We start from the raw sequence: 14,913 nt of genomic DNA, 5'->3' as shown, positions 1-14,913 counted from the left end.
GGCCGTCCGGGGGCGTTTGACCCCGCCGGGGCCGGGTTGCAGGCTGTCCCGCATGACTTTCACCCAGGCTGAACTTGACTATCTGACCACCCAGCACCTCGGCCGCCTGGCCACCGTCTCTCCGGCCGGCCAGGTGCAGAACAACCCCGTGAATTTCTTCGTGGACGCCACCGCGGGCACGATCACGATCGGCGGGGGCGCGCTGGGGGCCTCCAAGAAGTTCAGGAACATCCAGGCGGGCAGCACCGTGTCGTTCGTCGTGGACGACCTTGTCTCGGTGGACCCGTGGGTGCCGCGCGGCATCGAGATCCGGGGTTCGGCGGTGGCTCTGACGGATCACGAGCCGCCGGCGCCGGGCTTCTCCCGGCAGATCATCACGATCACGCCCAGCCAGATCATCTCCTGGGGGTTGGACGGGCCCCGGACGAGCCGCAAGGTGTGAAAGCGCCCGGCCCCCCGACGTTGGATCACGCTCCCCCGCTGCCGTCTACGGGCCGCCAGGACCGGGACACCCTCGTCCTGGCAGGCTTTCGCGCCGCGGCCGGGAAGGCCGTCGTCGGCTGTCCTGCTCGGGACGGGCTTGTGTCGTCACGAGCCGACGCTGATGGTCAGCGCGTGGCCGTCCGGCGCCGCTCCAACCGTCGCCGGGCACAGGCACGACCAGCCCGGAGACGCGTGCGGCGTCCGCTCCGGCGGCGAGCTCGTCCGGGTTCCCCAGGCATGGCCGATCGGCCGTCCCCCGCGCGGGGATGGCCGATCGGGTGGCTCAGCTGCTGTAGCAGTACCTGTTGCTGAGCGGCACGTTGTCGAAGCGGACGGTTCTCCAGGCGGTGTAGGGGGTCGCGCCGTAGAAGACGTTGACCCTCACCACCAGGCAGCCGCCTCGGTTGTAGGCGCGGCGGGTGTTGTTGAAGGCGCTGTTGTAGTAGTAGGCGATGGCGATCGCGCAGGCGCCCTTGGCCACCGGGTGGGGCAGGTTGCCGCAGATGATGCCGCTGGCCGTGGCGACGGTCCAGCCGTAGTTGTCGAACTTCGACTTCAGCCAACGGGTGGTCGCCTTGCTGAAGTACCACGAGCAGGTGACGATGCCGCAGTTCCGCTTGACCCGGGGGTCGGCGACGACCGGGAAGACCGGCGAGACGGTGGCGCCGGAGGCGTCGGTGACCGGGGTGAGGTCGATGTTCAGCTTGAGGGTGTCGCCGTCGACGGTGTAACTGGTCGGCCAGCTGTGCCCGCCGGCGTCCTTGGCCCAGGGCTTCTGGATTCGGGTGATCTCTTCCAGCAGTACGGATTCCTCCCCGCCGGCGTGCTCCTTGACGATCAGCGCGCTTCCGTCCAGCTCGTCGATGGCCAGGTGCGCGCCGTCCGGCAGGGTCATCGGGAAGGAGTAGCTGGTGGGGGCGGAGGAGTCGGCGAGGTAGGCGAGAGTGCGGAAACCGCCGTCGGTGGTGGGCTGCACGCCGATGGAGTAGGAGTCGGTGGTGCCCTTGTAGACGACGGTTCCGGCGTCGGTCCGGGTGGCGGCGCCGGAGGCGGGCAGCTTCAGCGTGGTCGTGCCCGCCTCGGCGGTCACGGTGATGCCCTGCCGCGGGTCCTTCGGCACCTTCACCGTGGTGGTGCCGGAGTCGTCGGTCGTCGTGGTGACGGCGATGTTGTCGGCGTCCCCGGTGGCGGCCGCGGCGACGTCCGCGACACCGGTCACGTTCTCGATGGCCTCACCGGCCGTCTTCGGCGTGGGGAGCACCGGGTCGACGAGCTGGGTGTAGGCGTAGGTGTTCACCCAGACGGTGACCGGGGCCGACCCGCTGTTGTGCACGTCGACCTTGCCGCCCGTCCCGAGCTTGGTCATCGTGAATCCGGTGATCTCGGTGTCGGGGGCGTAGGTGAGCGTCTGTCCTTCAGGGACGGCCGTGCCGGTGGGGTGCAGCTGCACGGTGCCGGAGCCGCTGCCGTACGCCGTCACGCCGAGCCCCACCGAGTCGGTGCCGACGACGGGCACCCCGCCGAGGCCCCGGGGGTCGACCGACTTGTCGCCGCCGGCCGGGACCACCAGCTTCTCGGCGATCTGCACCGGGGGGATGGACCGCAGTACCGCCCGCTGCGAGGGTGTGGAGGTGGTCAGGTAGCCGACGACGTCCACGGCGACCTGGGCGCTGCCGAAGCCCAGGTTGTGGATGTTCACCTTGCCGTCCGCGCCGAGCTTGGCGATGGTGAAGCTCTGCTGGGCGGCGTTCGCCTGGTAGTCGATGGTGGCGTCGACCGGCCAGCCCTCACCGGAGGGATAGACCCGCACGGTGCCGCTCGAGGTGCTCTTGGCGGTGACCATCACCGCCACGGCCTGGACGCCCGATGTGGGCACGCCCCCCTTCCCCAGCGGTTCCAGCTGGAAGTTGGCGCCCGCGCCCAGGGTGGTCGGAGCCAGGATGCGCTTGGGGTCGAGCCCGACGTAGGACGCGCCCTGGCCGTCCCCCTGCTGCAGGGTGTAACCCTGGACGTCCATGTACACCCGCACCTTGTCGGTGCCCTGGTTGACGATATTGATCTGACCGTCCGCACCGACCCTGGTCACCAGCGTGGTGGCCGCGTAGTGCGCCTTGTCGTAGCTGACGGCGGCGGCGTCCGGCTCCAGCTCTCCGGACGGGTAGACCACCACCGACCCCGAGTCACTGTTGCCCTTGGCGGCCACGTTCACCGCGACGGACTCGAGCCCTGTGGCCGGCAGCGAGGCCGCACCGGCCACCTTCACCGCCATGGTCGCGCCGGGCTCGACCTCCACGTTGTCCAGCACCCGCGCCCGCGCGGGGAAGTACCGCCCTCCCGTCACCTGCTGGACGGCCTGCGTCGAGGTACGGGAGAGCGCCTCGGCGGAAGCGGGGACGCCCTCCGTCAGGGCGGCTCCGGACAGAGCCACGAGTAATGATGTGACGATGGACAACGTGGCGTGACGCGTTCGCATCTCGGGTCCTTCCTTTCACGCTTCTGGTTTCGTGCCGGACCGGACTGGGTGGATCGCGCTGCTCTTAACGGGACAGTGGTGAGATGGGTGGCGGCGCCCGATGGCCGTTTCGGATGGGTCGAGGGTGTGGACCCGACGTCCCACCGGGCTCCTGTTCGAGGGTGACCGGCAGACGATCGCCCGCCGTCGGCTCAACAGTGACCAGGGGCGGTAGAGGGCGTGTTCAGGTCGTGTAGACGCTGTGTTGACCCGCCTCCGGCGACCCACCGGCCGTTCGAGACCGGCCCTAGCGAACCCGACGGCTTTTCGACCGGCACTTTCCCGGCCCGCGTCCCGCTGCCCGCACGCCGGATTGCACTACTGTCTGATCACGTACGTGCGGGGAAGGAGAATCGGATGGTCGGCGAGCGCCTGACCGACGACGTGGTGCTGGAGATGGTGGCCGGGCACCTGTCCGAGGCCATGGGCAGGCCCTGGCGGGTCGAGGGGCACCTGGCCAAGGGGCCTGGGAGCGTGGCCGTCGCGCTCCGGGAGGACCATACAGGCGATCCCGGCCACCTCGACCTCGACTTCGTGCTCGACGTCGACCGGCCCGCCGGCACCACGATCGCCGACTGCGTCGCCGGATACGGCGCCACGACGCAGGAGGCCGTCGACCGGGCGATCCGCACCTGGGTCGGCACCACCGGGAGCGCCGTGCTCGAACTGCTCACCCAGAACGGCGCCTTCGCCGCTCACTTCCCCCCTGACGACCCCGAGGGGTTCCCGGGGTGGCACGCCATCCACGGCGGCATCATCGGTTGGGGCACCGGGGCCGATCACGACGCCGTCCAGACCTGGGCCATGGGGCATGTGCTCCTGCCCCACCTGGCGCCGGCACTGGACGGCGGATTCGAGCGCGACGGCCTGATCGGCGTCAAGGCGTTCTTCGGGGGCGGCCACGGCGCCGATGGGCCGGTCGAAACCGCCGAGGTCCGCGTCGACGGCGTCCATCATCAGGCGGCCTCACGGGCGCTGGCCGGTCTCGGCTGGCCCCGGCCGGCGAACGGGGTCTCCTACGCCCGGACGTTCATGCTGCTCGTGCACCGCGCCGGCTCCTGACCGCGATCTCGTCGCGGTGAATCGTACGCCGGTGGTCTCTTCCAGCGGCCTCACCAGGGGGCGTCAGCTCCCCTCAGGATGCGGTGGACGACGTCGGCGGCCGAGTGGTTCTCGGGCAGCCCGTCGAGAAAGGCGGCGTCCTGGCCCAGGGTGAGCAGGGCGGGCTCACGGTAGCCGTCGCCGCGGGTCTGGCCCAGGCCGACGGCGGCGGTCAGCCCGTTGCACACGCATTGGCGGCCCGCGGCCTCTTCGGCGGATCCGCCCTTACGCAGGTAGGTGTCGGCGGGTTCGGCGGGGCAGCGGTAGCCGATCGCGCCGTCGGGCTTGACGTACGGGGTGCGCAGGTATCCCAGGTCGCACAGCCGGGGCCGCTGCCCGTGGATCCCGGGCTCCGACAGGGTGCCGGGCACCTGCGCGACCTTGAACGGGAAGCCGGTTGGTGAGGCTCGCGGGTCGTTGCGGACCTCCAGGGCGCCGCCGGTGGCGTGGCGCAGCAGGTGGCGCCTGAGTTCGTCATCGAGTCCGGACTCGCGGCACAGAGCGAAGGCCGAGCCGACCTGGACACCGGTGGCTCCCGCGGCCCGCGCATCGGCGAGGCCGGCGGGGGTGCCGTAGCCGCCGGCCAGCCAGAACGGCAGCCCGAGAGCCGCGACCTTGCCGATGTCGATCTCGTCTCGCGGGCCGTACAGAGGTTCGCCGGCCGCGTCCGGTCGCGGGCGGCCGCGCGGCGGCGCGCTGTGCCCGCCGGCCACCGGTGTCTCCAGGATGAACCCGTCGGGGCGCGTCTGCGGGGAGCGGGCCAGGTAGGCGGCCAGCACGTGCGAGGAGACGATCGCCAGCAACTTCGGCCGCCGCAGCGGCTCGGCGAGGCGGGGCAGCAACGCGGCCGGGTCAAGGCCGATCGTGTGCCGGGTCTCGCCGGCGCCGGCCACGGTCACCGAGATCTCGGCCGGCCGGTGTGCGGCGAACGCGTCGAGCAGTTGCGGGATCTGCGCCGGGATGCCCGCCCCCATCAGCACGTAGTCGACTCCGGCCAGCATCGCGCCGAACACGGCGGCCGGCGTGGCCAGCTGGATCTTCTCCAGGTAGTTGACGCCGATCGGGCCGTCGTGGCCCTGCTTGGCGAGGAGGACCTCGGCGAAGTTGGCGACCACGGCCAGTTCGTCGCGGGCGCGGTCGGGCCGCAGCCCGAGCCGGGGCACCGGCCGGTACGGTACGCCGGGGCGGATCCCACCGGGCACGAAGTAGCGCCGTAGCACCCGTTCCGCGATCGCGGGCGCCGGGAAGTATTCCAGCGCCCGGCGCAGATCGCCGTCAGGGTCGCCGTGCTGCAGCCGCCTGGCCAGCGTGACGTCCAGCGCGGTGCCCGACACCACGCCGAGCTGCCCGGTACGAGCGACCGCGCAGGCCAGCCGCCACCCCGACACGCCCACGCCCATGCCGCCCTGGATCAGGACGGGAAGCTCGGCCTCAGACACGCCGGCTCCGGAGCGCCCCTGCCCACGTCAGCAAGCCGACGTTGGTCTCCGTGGACACGTCGCGGGTGGCCGGAGCCGGCGGCGAATCCCCGGCACGGCGATGCTCGGTCGAGTGATCGGCAATGGACAGCACACAATCCTCCAGCTGTGACAAGGGGGCGCGAGTAGTGATCGAAGTGCCGTTTCCGGCTGCCACGTGGCGACGACGAGCCCTGCCGTCGATCTTCCTCCCTCCGGGGGGACGGCGGGTACGCCACCGGTCCCAGGGACCGTCGACCGGCCGCCGGCCACAGGTCGGGGCCGAACACCTCGTGGTGGATGTCAGGAGCCGCCACCCCGGCCCGCAGCAACCGGTTGCGCAGGTCACGCATGAACGGCACCGGACCGCACATGTAGCGTCCAGCGACGCGCCGACGACCGGCAGCGTGGCGCGGACGATCGCGGCTGACTCAGCATGAAGCCTCCAGACGGCAGGACGCAGGGGAACCGCCATTGCGGGCCGCGACCGAACTAGAAGCCCGGAGCGGCCCGTTCACCGGGGCGAACGTCCGCACCTACAGGGCCGAAAGTCCCCTACAGGACGCGAGATCATTTCGGGGCCGTGGTCTCCGGCCGCCCGGCCACGGCCCGGATGGTTCCGCCGACGAACTTGGCCACGCCTGCGCCGTCCGATCTGCGGCGCGACGTGCTCAGGACACGCAGACGCAGAACTCGTTGCCCTCGGGATCCCGCCAGACCTGCCAGAGATCCTCGTGCATCTCCCCTACCGAGGTGGCTCCGAGCGCGGCGGCGCGGGCGACCGCCCGGGCGAAGTCATCGGTGACCAGATCGAGGTGGATCCGGTTCTTCACGGTCTTGGGTTCGGGGACCCGTTGCAGGGCCAGGTCGGGACCGATACTGATCCAGTCGTCCTCGCGACGGGTGATGTCCCGCTCCAGCAGCCGGCTCCAGAACCCGGCGAGCCCGTCGAGGTCGTTGGCGTCGATGACCACGCCACCCAGGCGAATGCTCATTCTTCCCTCTCGGCGTACGGATCGACCATGCCCGGACCCGTCGTCCAGGCCGGCCCGGACCTCGACCATGTCAGAAGAGGATCATCAGAGGAAGGGGACGGATCGCAAGCATGAGGCCTGGTGACACACGCCGCCCCGGGGACACAGCTGTGGTGCCGATCTCCGTCTCCGCGTGCGCGGACCGACGGCGGTGCGTTCGCTCCCCAGGGCTTGACGATCTCCCCTGGTCCGTCGGTGCTAAGTTGACCTTCGTGCATCGTCTCTCGCGCGTCGGCCCCTGACGGCCGGGACTGGAACGGCCGTAGCGCACGCGTGATCAGGGTCGTATCGGAGATCGGCCCTCCACCTCAAGGTTCGGGACCGGCCTCCGGCGGCCTCGAACCCCCACAGGAGGATCCCCGTGTCCGACCCCACTTCCCTGGCCGAGGTCCGCGCCCGGATCGACGCGCTCGACGGTGAGCTGGTCCGTCTCCTCGCGGACCGGCAGGCCCTGGTCCGGCAGGCGGCCGCGTTCAAGGCCGACGAACAGGCCGTACGCGCGCCCGGCCGCGTGGAGCAGGTCGTCCAGGCGGTCCGGGAGCGCGCGGTGAGCGCCGGGTTGTCCCCGAGCGTGGCCGAGGCCGTCTGGCGTGCCATGATCGCCGCCTTCATCGATCTCGAACTGGCCGAGCACCGGGCCGGTGCTCGGCAGGACGAAGCCGGCCGCTGAGGAGGACCGGCGCAGGACCCCCGACCCCCACCGCCGCCGTACGACGGGCCCTCGGGCGGTGCGAGCGGCTGACACGTCGGCCGGAGATCGGCGCGGCGCTCACCGTCGGGACCTGCCGCCAGGTCATGTGACTAGATTTGGTTACGCGAGGAAGTGAGATCGGATGCCCAGGACCGGAGAGCGAGGCGGGCCGCAGACGCGTGCGAGGATCTCGGAGGTCGCGACCCGGTTGTTCCTCGATCGCGGGTTCGACATGGTGACGGTCGCCGAGATCGCCCGGGAGGCCGGGGTCTCCAGCGTCACGGTCTTCAACCACTTCCCGCGCAAGGAGGACCTCCTCCTCGACCGCACGGTCGACGCCGTCGAGCTCCTGCGCTCTGCCGTGCGCGACCGCGCTCCGGGCGTCGACGTGCTGGCGTCCCTGCGCGATGTGGCCCTCGGTCTCGTCGACACCCGCCACGCCCTCTCCGGTGTGAAGGACGGATCCATCCCCTTCTTCCGGACCGTCGCGGCGTCGCCCGCGCTGGTCGCGCGCGTGAGAGAGATCGCCTCCGATCTTCAGCGGACCCTGGCCGAGGAGCTCGAACGCGACCCGGCCTTCGAGGGCGACGGGGGCTTGCTCGCCGCCTTCTTCATCGCCGGTTACGGCACCGTGCTGGTGGAGACCGCGCGTCGCCTCATGGGCGGAGAGCCGCCGAGCGCCGTGGCGGACGACCACCGCGCGCGCCTCGAGCGGCTGTTCGACGCCCTCCGCGGCGGAGTCTGTTAGGGGGCCGTGGCGCTGTGGTGGTGCTCACCGAGGCCGGGTCGCGGGGAATCGAGGAATCGGGCCGAGTCCGGGTGGCGCGACTTCATCGACCTGCTGTTTGAGACGCCGGCCACCACCACCGACACCGTCCGGCTCGACTCGCAGAACCGCACGGAATTGGGCGATTTCATTGACGCCCCATGCCTGATCCCCGTGTACTTGGGATCATGCTGACTTTCGCGCTGGCGGCACTGGTGTTGATCATGATTCCCGGGCCGGACCAGGCGCTGATCACCAAGAGCACCCTGACGGGCGGCCGTACGGCGGGGCTGTTCACCATGCTGGGCGGTGCGCTCGGGCTCGCCGTCCACGCCACGACGGCCGCCGCCGGACTCTCGGCGCTGCTGCTCGCCTCGGCCACCGCCTTCACGGTGATGAAGCTCGCCGGTGCCGCCTACCTGGTGTGGCTCGGCGCGCGGACCCTCCTCGCCGCCGCCCGCTCCCGCCGGGAACCCGAAGGGGACGAGGCGGCCGAAGTCCCCGGGCGACCTCGCGCTTCGCTGCGCCCCGGCGTCGCCCTGCGGCAGGGTTTCCTGTCGAACGCGCTGAACCCGAAGATCGCGCTGTTCTTCGTGACCTTCCTGCCGCAGTTCCTGGACACCGACGGCGGCGCGCCCTGGGCGCAGGCGATCCTGCTGTCGACGGTCTTCGCCCTCCTCTACCTGGCCTGGTTCACCCTGTACGTCGCCACGATCGACCGTCTCGGCCGCTGGCTCCGCCACCCCCGGGTCAAGGCGGGCATCGAGCGGGTCACCGGAGTGGTGCTGGTGGCGTTCGCGGTACGCCTGGCCACCGCCCACCAGGCCACCTGAGGCGGGCACGGCGGCACCGCTCGGCGCCCGTCCGGCGAACGGCCCGGACGGGCACTCACAGGCGCCTTCCAGGGGCGGCGGCGTACGCTGCTGTGTCATGCAGGAGACGCGCCTCGACACTGCTCGGATCCGGGCGGCTCGCCGGGTGATCGACCCGGTTTTCCTCGACACTCCCCTGTACCGCTGCGAGGCGCTGGAACGCGACCTCGGGTGCACGGTGAGCATCAAGCTCGAAACGGTGAACCCGGTCCGCAGCTTCAAGGCCCGCGGCACCGAGGTGGTCGCGAGCCTGCTGGCCGGCGACGGCTCGAGTGCCGTGGTGTGCGCCAGCGCCGGCAACCTCGGCCAAGCGCTGGCCTGGTCCGGTCGCGGCCGGGGGCCCGACGTCACCGTCGTGGCCTCCCGCTTCGCGCCCGCGGTCAAGCTTGATCGTATCCGGGCGCTGGACGCCAGGTTGGAGCTGGTGGACGGCGACTTCGACATGGCCCGCGAGCGGGCGGCGGCCATCGCGCGGCACGACGGCATCCGGCTGGTCGAGGACAGCCTGGACATCGAGACCTGCGAGGGCGCGGCGACCATCGGCCTGGAACTGGTGGACACCGTGCCGTCGTTCGACGCCGTCCTGATCGCTCTCGGCGGCGGGGCGCTGGCCACCGGTGTGGGGCATGTGGTGAAGGCCTTGGCGCCCGAGGTCGAGGTGATCTGCGTCCAGCCGCTGGGCGCACCGGCGATGACGCACTCCTGGCGCCAACGGCGCGTCGTCACCACCGACTCGACCGACACCATCGCCGACGGCGTCGCCGGCCGGTGTCCCATCCCGGCCGTCCTGGACGACCTCCTCCTGGTCGCCGACGACGCCGTCCTGGTCCAGGAGGCGTCGATCATCGCCGGTATGCGGATGCTCCTCGACCACGCCGGCCTCGTCGTCGAACCGTCGGCCGCGCTCGGCATCGCGGCGATCCTCGAAGACCGTGACCGCTTCGCCGGCCGGCACGTGGTCACCATCGTGTGCGGCGGCAACGTCGACATGGACGCCTATCACCGCTGGGTCGGCACGGCTCCCGTCCACGGGTCCTGATGATCGCCGCGGCCGCGCGAGCGGCTGCGCGTCCCGTCCGCTGCGGCCCGGCCGGATGCCGTCCGGGCCGCAGGAACAGGGGTCCTACTGGGACACGAGAGGTTTCACGGTGAGGTGGTAGTCCTCCCGGATGAGGCCGTCGCCGCCGAGGAGGAGGAAGACGCGGGCCGCCCAGGCGGCCTCGCCGTCCCGCGCACCGCCGGCCGGAACCAGTTGGACCGTGAACGTGACGATGTCGTCGTGGACGGCCGTGTCGCCGGCGGCGGTGACGATGTAGTCGCCGCTTCCGACGAACTGTTCGTACGCCTCGGTGATCCTGGCGTCGAGCTCCTCATGCCCTCGGAACCGCGCGCCCTCCACGAACTCCACGCCATCGGGCGCCCAGAGGCCGGCGACGGCTCTGCGCCGCGCTTCCGGGTCGGGTTCGCTCCATACGGCGACGTAGCTGCGGACGATCACATCGACGTCGGGTTCAGTGGTATTCGTCATGGTTGTCTGTCCCTTCCGGCGGCCGGTGCGGCCGCCACGGCCACGTTCGCCGCTGCCGTCAGGGAAGGGTCAAGCGGGAACGCAGGTGGAACCCTCCCCTAAGGGGAGACCGCAAAATGGGGGCCATGTTGAGGTACCTGTCCATCGGCGACTTCTCCCGTGCCACCCACATGACCGTCAAGACGCTGCGTCACTATCACCGCGTCGGGCTGCTCGAACCCGCCGCCGTGGACCCGTACACCGGCTACCGCCGCTACACCACCGAACAGATCCCCACCGCCCAGGTCATCCGCCGCTTCCGGGACCTCGACATGCCGCTGGAGGAGATCCAGGCCGTGCTGGACGCCCCGGACCTGCGGGCGCGCAACGAGCGGATCAGCTCCCACCTGGACCGTCTGGAGGAGGAACTCGGCCGGACCCAGCGCGCCGTCACCGCGCTGCGCGACCTCCTGGCGCCTCCCGCCACCGCTGTCCCGGCCGCCATCGAGCTGCGCAGCGTGGCGGCGACCCCCGCGGCCGCGATCAGCGAGGTCGTCGACGCCGCCGACTCCGCCTCCTGGCTCCAGGGAGCGCTCGGCGAGCTGTACGGGATCCTGGCCGCGCAGGACCTCGTCCCGAGCGGACCCGCCGGGGGCTTCTACGCCGACGAACTGTTCACCCACCACCGCGGGCCGGTCACGGTCTTCGTCCCCTGTGCCGGCGCCATACGGCCGCTTGGGCGGGTCACCTCACTGGTCGTACCGGCCGCCGAGCTGGCGGTGATCACCCATTCGGGGCCGCCCGCCGACGTCGACCGGGCCTACGGCACGCTGGCGACCTACGTGACCCGCCACGCACTCGCCGTCGACGGCCCCATCCGCGAGTACTACCTCATCGGCCGGCGCGACACCGCGGACCCGTCCCGATGGCGAACCGAGATCGGCTGGCCCGTCTTCCGGACGGGTGCGCCCCCGGTGGCGAGCTCCCCTCCGTCGACGCCGGCGTCCCGGCGCTGATCACGCTCACGACGTGGGCGCGCGCCGGGGAAGAGGCAGGGGGCCACGCTCGTTACACAGGGTGCCGGGGCGGGGACGGTACGAAGATCGAGCTCGGCGCGGAAGGGTCCGCGACGAAAAGCGCGATTGGATCACCTCAAGGGTGGGAATCCATCCACCGTATCAGGCGTTGTACGCCGTGGAGACCCACCCCTCACAACGGGGCCCTCAGGAGGCATTGAAACATGGGCGAGCGTGCACTTCGCGGAACCCGGCTCGGAGCCACCAGCTACGAGAACGACCGCAACACCGATCTGGCCCCGCGCCAGGAGGTGACCTACACCTGCCCGAAGGGCCATCGCTTCGACGTGCCTCTTGCCGCCGAGGCGGAGATCCCGGCGACGTGGGAGTGCCGCAACTGCGGCGCGACCGCGCTGAGAGTCGATGCCGAGCAGCCTCAGCAGAAGAAGCCCAAGCCACCACGCACTCATTGGGACATGCTGCTGGAGCGCCGCACGATCGAAGACCTGGAAGAGGTGCTCAACGAGCGCCTGGCGATACTTCGGGCACAGCGGCGTAAGAGCGCCTGACCTGACGGCGCCTCCGGCCACGCGCAAGCGGCCGGAGGCGCCGTTTTTTTGCCTGGGCAAATTTTACCTGCCGATGTTCCGCCGCAGCCGTCCCTCTACGCCCCGGTACGCTCCGTGAGCACCTCTCTGACAGCGGCCATGGCGGAGAAGACACGGGGGAAGCCCGCGTACGGGACCGCCTGCATGATCGCCTCGCTCACCTCCACGGGCGAGAGCCCGGCGTTCAGCGCGGCGCCGGCGTGCGTCCTCAGCTGCGGTTCGCAGCCGCCGAGGGCGACCAGCACGCCGAGGGTGACGAGCTCCCGCGAGGCCGCCGCCAGGCCCGGCCGGGAGTGGATGTCCCCGTAGGCGAACTCCACCGCCAGGCGCGGCAGATCCGGCGCGACGCCGGAGAGGCCGTCGTAGGCCGCCTGCCGTGTTCCGGATCCCCCGTCGAGCTCGGCCATTCGTGCCGCCCCGCGCAGGTACCGCTCGCTCTCCCGGAGATCCGGGCGGTCCTCGGTTCCCGCGGCGTCCGGGAGGCCGGGGCCGGAGTGCCGCTCGGTGAAGTCGAGGATCCGCCGCCAGGCGTCGGCGCAGGCCTCCTCCCACTGTCCGAAGGACCGGTCGAAGAACGAGTGGGGCGCGCCCTCGTAGATGTGCATCTCGTACTCTTTGCCCGCCCGGTCGAAACCGGCGGCCAGGGCGAGGAAGTCCTCCCGCGGGGTCGCCTCGTCCTCCCCGGCGAGCAGCATCAGCAGCGGCGCCGCCAGGCCCTCGGTGGCGTCGCCGAAGAAGCGCGGCGGGCCGTAGAACCCGATGGCTCCGGCCAGCCCGAGATCGCGGGACGCCAGGCGCCAGGAGTGCGCGCCGCCCATGCAGAAGCCCACGGTGAACACCGGCCCGGGGTGGGCGGCCCGCAGCAGGTCGGCGGCCGCCGCCACGTCCGCCTCGACGTGGGCCGGTTCCAGGGCCGCCAGGTGCGGCTGCCAGTCGAAGGAGTCGTCCCGCCGGGCGACCCCGGCACTGCGCCCGTAGTAGTCCAGGGCCAGGACGTGGAACCCGGCCTCGGCGAACCGCCGCGCCAGCGCCTCGTAGAACGGGTGGAGGCCGCGCACGTCCGGGAGCAGGACGACGTTGCGGCCGTTGGGTGTGGCGGGGACGGACCAGTAGGCGGCCAGGCAGTCGCCGTCGCCGGTGGTGATCTCGATGGGCCCGTGCCCGGCGACCGTCCCGGCGCCGGGAGCCGCCGGGGGTCTGCTGTCGGTGGTGTGGCACATGCCGGGACCCTTCCTTCGGTGCGGTGGGAGCCGCCGTTCGCGGGCGGCGGGGACGGGTCAAGGCTGCCCGGGGCGGTGGCCCGCCTGCCAGGTCCCGGACGAGTGGGCGGTCCCGGGATACTGGTACCGGCAGGACCAGGCTCGAGCCGCCCGTCCAGCGGCATACTGCGGGCATGAGTGATGGCCGTGACCTTGGTGGCTTCCTTCAGTCGAGACGGGCTCTGGTCGATCCGGACCGCGCCGGCATCGAGGGGGGTCCCCGGCGGCGCGTGCGCGGCCTGCGCCGCGAGGAGGTCGCGCGTCTGGCGGGGATCAGCGTCGAGTACTACGTGCGCCTGGAGCAGGGACGCGCGAGGCACCCCTCGGAGGAGGTGCTGGAGGCGATCGCGGGCGCGCTCCGGCTGGACGAGGTCGAGCGTTCGCACCTGCGCGACCTGTCCGCCGCCCGCCGCCGTCCCGCACGAAGGCCCGCGCGGGAGGAGCGGCCGCGTCCTGAACTGCTGCGGCTGCTGTCGTCCATGGACCAGGTCCCGGCGCTGATCATGAACCACCGCCTGGACGTGCCGGGCTGGAACCACCTGGCCGAGCAGCTGTACGCCGGGCTGGACGAGACGGTCAAAGGCCGCAATCTCGCCCGGTTCGCTTTCCTGAGGCCGGAGTCACGCGAGCTGTTCACCGACTGGGAGGAGGTCACCCGCGCCACCGTGGGCCAGCTGCGGCTCGGTGCGGGGCGGCATCCCGGCGACGAGGCGCTGGCGGCGTTGATCGGCGAACTGTCGATCCGCAGCGAGACGTTCCGCACGCTGTGGGCGGGCCGTGACGTCAGGGAGAGGAGCCACGGCCTCAAGCGCTTCCGCCACCCGGTGGTCGGCGACCTGTCCCTGCACTACGAGAACTTCGAGCTCCCGGGCGGCACAGGGCCCCGCCTGGTGATCTTCACGGCGGAGCCCGGCCCGTCACAGCAGGCCCTCCGGCTCCTCGGCAGCTGGACCGCCCCGGCCTGCCACCCCTAGCGTCCCACGAGGGCCTTATGAGGGGAGATGCCCTCCTCCGCCGGGAACCAGGCGACGGGGGCGGAGCGTTGTACGACGTGAGGTGATGGTCGAGTCATGCTGCGTGTGCTGCTCTTCATAGCGTTCCTGATCGTGCCGGTGGCGGAGATCTGGTTTCTCATCCAGGTCGGCGAGGTGATCGGCGGCTGGCAGACGGTCGGCCTGCTCATCCTCGACAGCCTGCTGGGGGCCTGGCTGGTCCGCCGGGAGGGCCGCCGCGCCTGGCGGGCGCTGCGGGAGGCCCTCGACTCCGGCCGCATGCCCGATCGCGAGCTGGCCGACGGGGCCCTGGTGGTCGCGGGCGGCACGCTGCTGCTCACTCCCGGGTTCCTCACCGACATCGCGGGCTTCTTCCTGATCCTGCCGTTCACCCGGCCGATCGCCCGCGCCTGGGGAGCCTGGTTCCTCGGCCGCCGCGTGCGCGCCATGGCGGCCCGCTCCCCGTTCGGGGTGATGTTCGGCGGCGCGGCCGCCCCGGGCGACGCCGGAGGCTCCCGGGTGGTCAGGGGCCAGGTCATCGTGGACGAACCGGCCGGCTCCGAGCCCGCCGGCGGCCCCCGGCCTTCCCTCCGCCCCCACGACAGCCGCTAGCGC

Annotated in this window: 15 protein-coding genes; 10 read left to right on the top strand and 5 right to left on the bottom strand. The window is 71.6% G+C overall.

Annotated features, from left to right (window positions below):
• Positions 1-52 precede the first annotated feature (52 nt).
• Positions 53-442, top strand: a complete 390-nt coding sequence (locus KIK05_RS32505; RefSeq protein WP_214414657.1) for a PPOX class F420-dependent oxidoreductase — start codon at positions 53-55, stop codon at positions 440-442.
• Positions 443-766: 324 nt separating this feature from the next.
• Here KIK05_RS32505 and KIK05_RS32500 read toward each other — a convergent pair whose 3' ends face one another.
• Complete coding sequence (locus tag KIK05_RS32500) at positions 767-2,956, bottom strand: hypothetical protein (protein ID WP_214414656.1); 2,190 nt, start codon at positions 2,954-2,956, stop codon at positions 767-769.
• A gap of 396 nt (positions 2,957-3,352) precedes the next feature.
• On the opposite strand from KIK05_RS32500, the gene KIK05_RS32495 reads away from it, so the two are divergent.
• Complete coding sequence (locus KIK05_RS32495; protein ID WP_214414655.1) at positions 3,353-4,057, top strand: DUF6348 family protein; 705 nt, start codon at positions 3,353-3,355, stop codon at positions 4,055-4,057.
• A gap of 50 nt (positions 4,058-4,107) precedes the next feature.
• Here the strand turns inward: KIK05_RS32495 and KIK05_RS32490 are convergent, their stop codons facing one another.
• Together KIK05_RS32490 and KIK05_RS32485 are read right to left on the bottom strand one after the other, a co-directional pair.
• The gene (locus KIK05_RS32490; protein WP_308250203.1) at positions 4,108-5,535 is read right to left on the bottom strand and encodes a nitronate monooxygenase; all 1,428 of its coding nucleotides are present in this window, start codon (positions 5,533-5,535) and stop codon (positions 4,108-4,110) included.
• A gap of 689 nt (positions 5,536-6,224) precedes the next feature.
• Positions 6,225-6,548 (bottom strand): VOC family protein, encoded by a 324-nt coding sequence (locus KIK05_RS32485; RefSeq protein ID WP_250563835.1) that lies wholly within the window; start codon positions 6,546-6,548, stop codon positions 6,225-6,227.
• A gap of 400 nt (positions 6,549-6,948) precedes the next feature.
• On the opposite strand from KIK05_RS32485, the gene KIK05_RS32480 reads away from it, so the two are divergent.
• The 4 genes from KIK05_RS32480 (at position 6,949) to KIK05_RS32465 (ending at position 9,955) form a co-directional block, all read left to right on the top strand.
• The gene (locus KIK05_RS32480; RefSeq protein WP_214414654.1) at positions 6,949-7,257 is read left to right on the top strand and encodes a chorismate mutase; all 309 of its coding nucleotides are present in this window, start codon (positions 6,949-6,951) and stop codon (positions 7,255-7,257) included.
• Positions 7,258-7,420: 163 nt separating this feature from the next.
• Positions 7,421-8,026 (top strand): TetR/AcrR family transcriptional regulator, encoded by a 606-nt coding sequence (locus KIK05_RS32475; RefSeq protein ID WP_214414653.1) that lies wholly within the window; start codon positions 7,421-7,423, stop codon positions 8,024-8,026.
• 206 nt (positions 8,027-8,232) lie between these two features.
• On the top strand, positions 8,233-8,877 hold the full coding sequence (locus KIK05_RS32470) for a LysE family translocator (protein ID WP_214414652.1): 645 nt from the start codon (positions 8,233-8,235) through the stop codon (positions 8,875-8,877).
• A 97-nt stretch (positions 8,878-8,974) separates the two neighbouring features.
• Positions 8,975-9,955: a threonine ammonia-lyase gene (locus KIK05_RS32465; protein WP_214414651.1), complete on the top strand. Its 981-nt coding sequence runs from the start codon at positions 8,975-8,977 to the stop codon at positions 9,953-9,955.
• 84 nt (positions 9,956-10,039) lie between these two features.
• Here KIK05_RS32465 and KIK05_RS32460 read toward each other — a convergent pair whose 3' ends face one another.
• A complete protein-coding gene (locus tag KIK05_RS32460; protein ID WP_214414650.1) occupies positions 10,040-10,444 on the bottom strand; it encodes a Cif family virulence factor in 405 nt (134 codons plus the stop codon).
• Between the two features lie 125 nt (positions 10,445-10,569).
• On the opposite strand from KIK05_RS32460, the gene KIK05_RS32455 reads away from it, so the two are divergent.
• Together KIK05_RS32455 and KIK05_RS32450 are read left to right on the top strand one after the other, a co-directional pair.
• A complete protein-coding gene (locus tag KIK05_RS32455; RefSeq protein ID WP_214414649.1) occupies positions 10,570-11,439 on the top strand; it encodes a MerR family transcriptional regulator in 870 nt (289 codons plus the stop codon).
• 224 nt (positions 11,440-11,663) lie between these two features.
• Positions 11,664-12,008, top strand: coding sequence for an RNA polymerase-binding protein RbpA (locus tag KIK05_RS32450; RefSeq protein ID WP_214414648.1), 345 nt, complete (start codon positions 11,664-11,666; stop codon positions 12,006-12,008).
• Positions 12,009-12,103: 95 nt separating this feature from the next.
• Here KIK05_RS32450 and KIK05_RS32445 read toward each other — a convergent pair whose 3' ends face one another.
• Positions 12,104-13,267 carry a dienelactone hydrolase family protein gene (locus KIK05_RS32445; RefSeq protein WP_214414647.1) on the bottom strand — a complete coding sequence of 388 codons (1,164 nt, stop codon included), beginning with the start codon at positions 13,265-13,267 and terminating at the stop codon, positions 12,104-12,106.
• A 173-nt stretch (positions 13,268-13,440) separates the two neighbouring features.
• Here KIK05_RS32445 and KIK05_RS32440 point away from each other — a divergent pair, with 173 nt between their 5' ends.
• Together KIK05_RS32440 and KIK05_RS32435 are read left to right on the top strand one after the other, a co-directional pair.
• Positions 13,441-14,280 carry a helix-turn-helix transcriptional regulator gene (locus tag KIK05_RS32440; RefSeq protein WP_214414646.1) on the top strand — a complete coding sequence of 280 codons (840 nt, stop codon included), beginning with the start codon at positions 13,441-13,443 and terminating at the stop codon, positions 14,278-14,280.
• A gap of 96 nt (positions 14,281-14,376) precedes the next feature.
• Positions 14,377-14,910 (top strand): FxsA family protein, encoded by a 534-nt coding sequence (locus KIK05_RS32435; protein WP_214414645.1) that lies wholly within the window; start codon positions 14,377-14,379, stop codon positions 14,908-14,910.
• Positions 14,911-14,913: the final 3 nt, after the last annotated feature.

Source organism: Sphaerisporangium fuscum (assembly GCF_018531465.1).
Taxonomy (GTDB): domain Bacteria; phylum Actinomycetota; class Actinomycetes; order Streptosporangiales; family Streptosporangiaceae; genus Sphaerisporangium; species Sphaerisporangium fuscum.
Note: the sequence above shows the minus strand (reverse complement) of the source record. Positions and strands in the feature narration are given on the sequence as shown.

Bases quoted from the DNA above. Each gene is read 5' to 3' on its own strand.
- KIK05_RS32505 (WP_214414657.1), top strand. From the start codon at position 53: ATGACTTTCACCCAGGCTGAACTTGACTATCTGACCACCCAGCACCTC.
- KIK05_RS32500 (WP_214414656.1), bottom strand. From the start codon at position 2,956: ATGCGAACGCGTCACGCCACGTTGTCCATCGTCACATCATTACTCGTG.
- KIK05_RS32495 (WP_214414655.1), top strand. From the start codon at position 3,353: ATGGTCGGCGAGCGCCTGACCGACGACGTGGTGCTGGAGATGGTGGCC.
- KIK05_RS32485 (WP_250563835.1), bottom strand. From the start codon at position 6,548: ATGAGCATTCGCCTGGGTGGCGTGGTCATCGACGCCAACGACCTCGAC.
- KIK05_RS32475 (WP_214414653.1), top strand. From the start codon at position 7,421: ATGCCCAGGACCGGAGAGCGAGGCGGGCCGCAGACGCGTGCGAGGATC.
- KIK05_RS32470 (WP_214414652.1), top strand. From the start codon at position 8,233: ATGCTGACTTTCGCGCTGGCGGCACTGGTGTTGATCATGATTCCCGGG.
- KIK05_RS32465 (WP_214414651.1), top strand. From the start codon at position 8,975: ATGCAGGAGACGCGCCTCGACACTGCTCGGATCCGGGCGGCTCGCCGG.
- KIK05_RS32460 (WP_214414650.1), bottom strand. From the start codon at position 10,444: ATGACGAATACCACTGAACCCGACGTCGATGTGATCGTCCGCAGCTAC.
- KIK05_RS32455 (WP_214414649.1), top strand. From the start codon at position 10,570: ATGTTGAGGTACCTGTCCATCGGCGACTTCTCCCGTGCCACCCACATG.
- KIK05_RS32450 (WP_214414648.1), top strand. From the start codon at position 11,664: ATGGGCGAGCGTGCACTTCGCGGAACCCGGCTCGGAGCCACCAGCTAC.
- KIK05_RS32445 (WP_214414647.1), bottom strand. From the start codon at position 13,267: ATGTGCCACACCACCGACAGCAGACCCCCGGCGGCTCCCGGCGCCGGG.
- KIK05_RS32440 (WP_214414646.1), top strand. From the start codon at position 13,441: ATGAGTGATGGCCGTGACCTTGGTGGCTTCCTTCAGTCGAGACGGGCT.
- KIK05_RS32435 (WP_214414645.1), top strand. From the start codon at position 14,377: ATGCTGCGTGTGCTGCTCTTCATAGCGTTCCTGATCGTGCCGGTGGCG.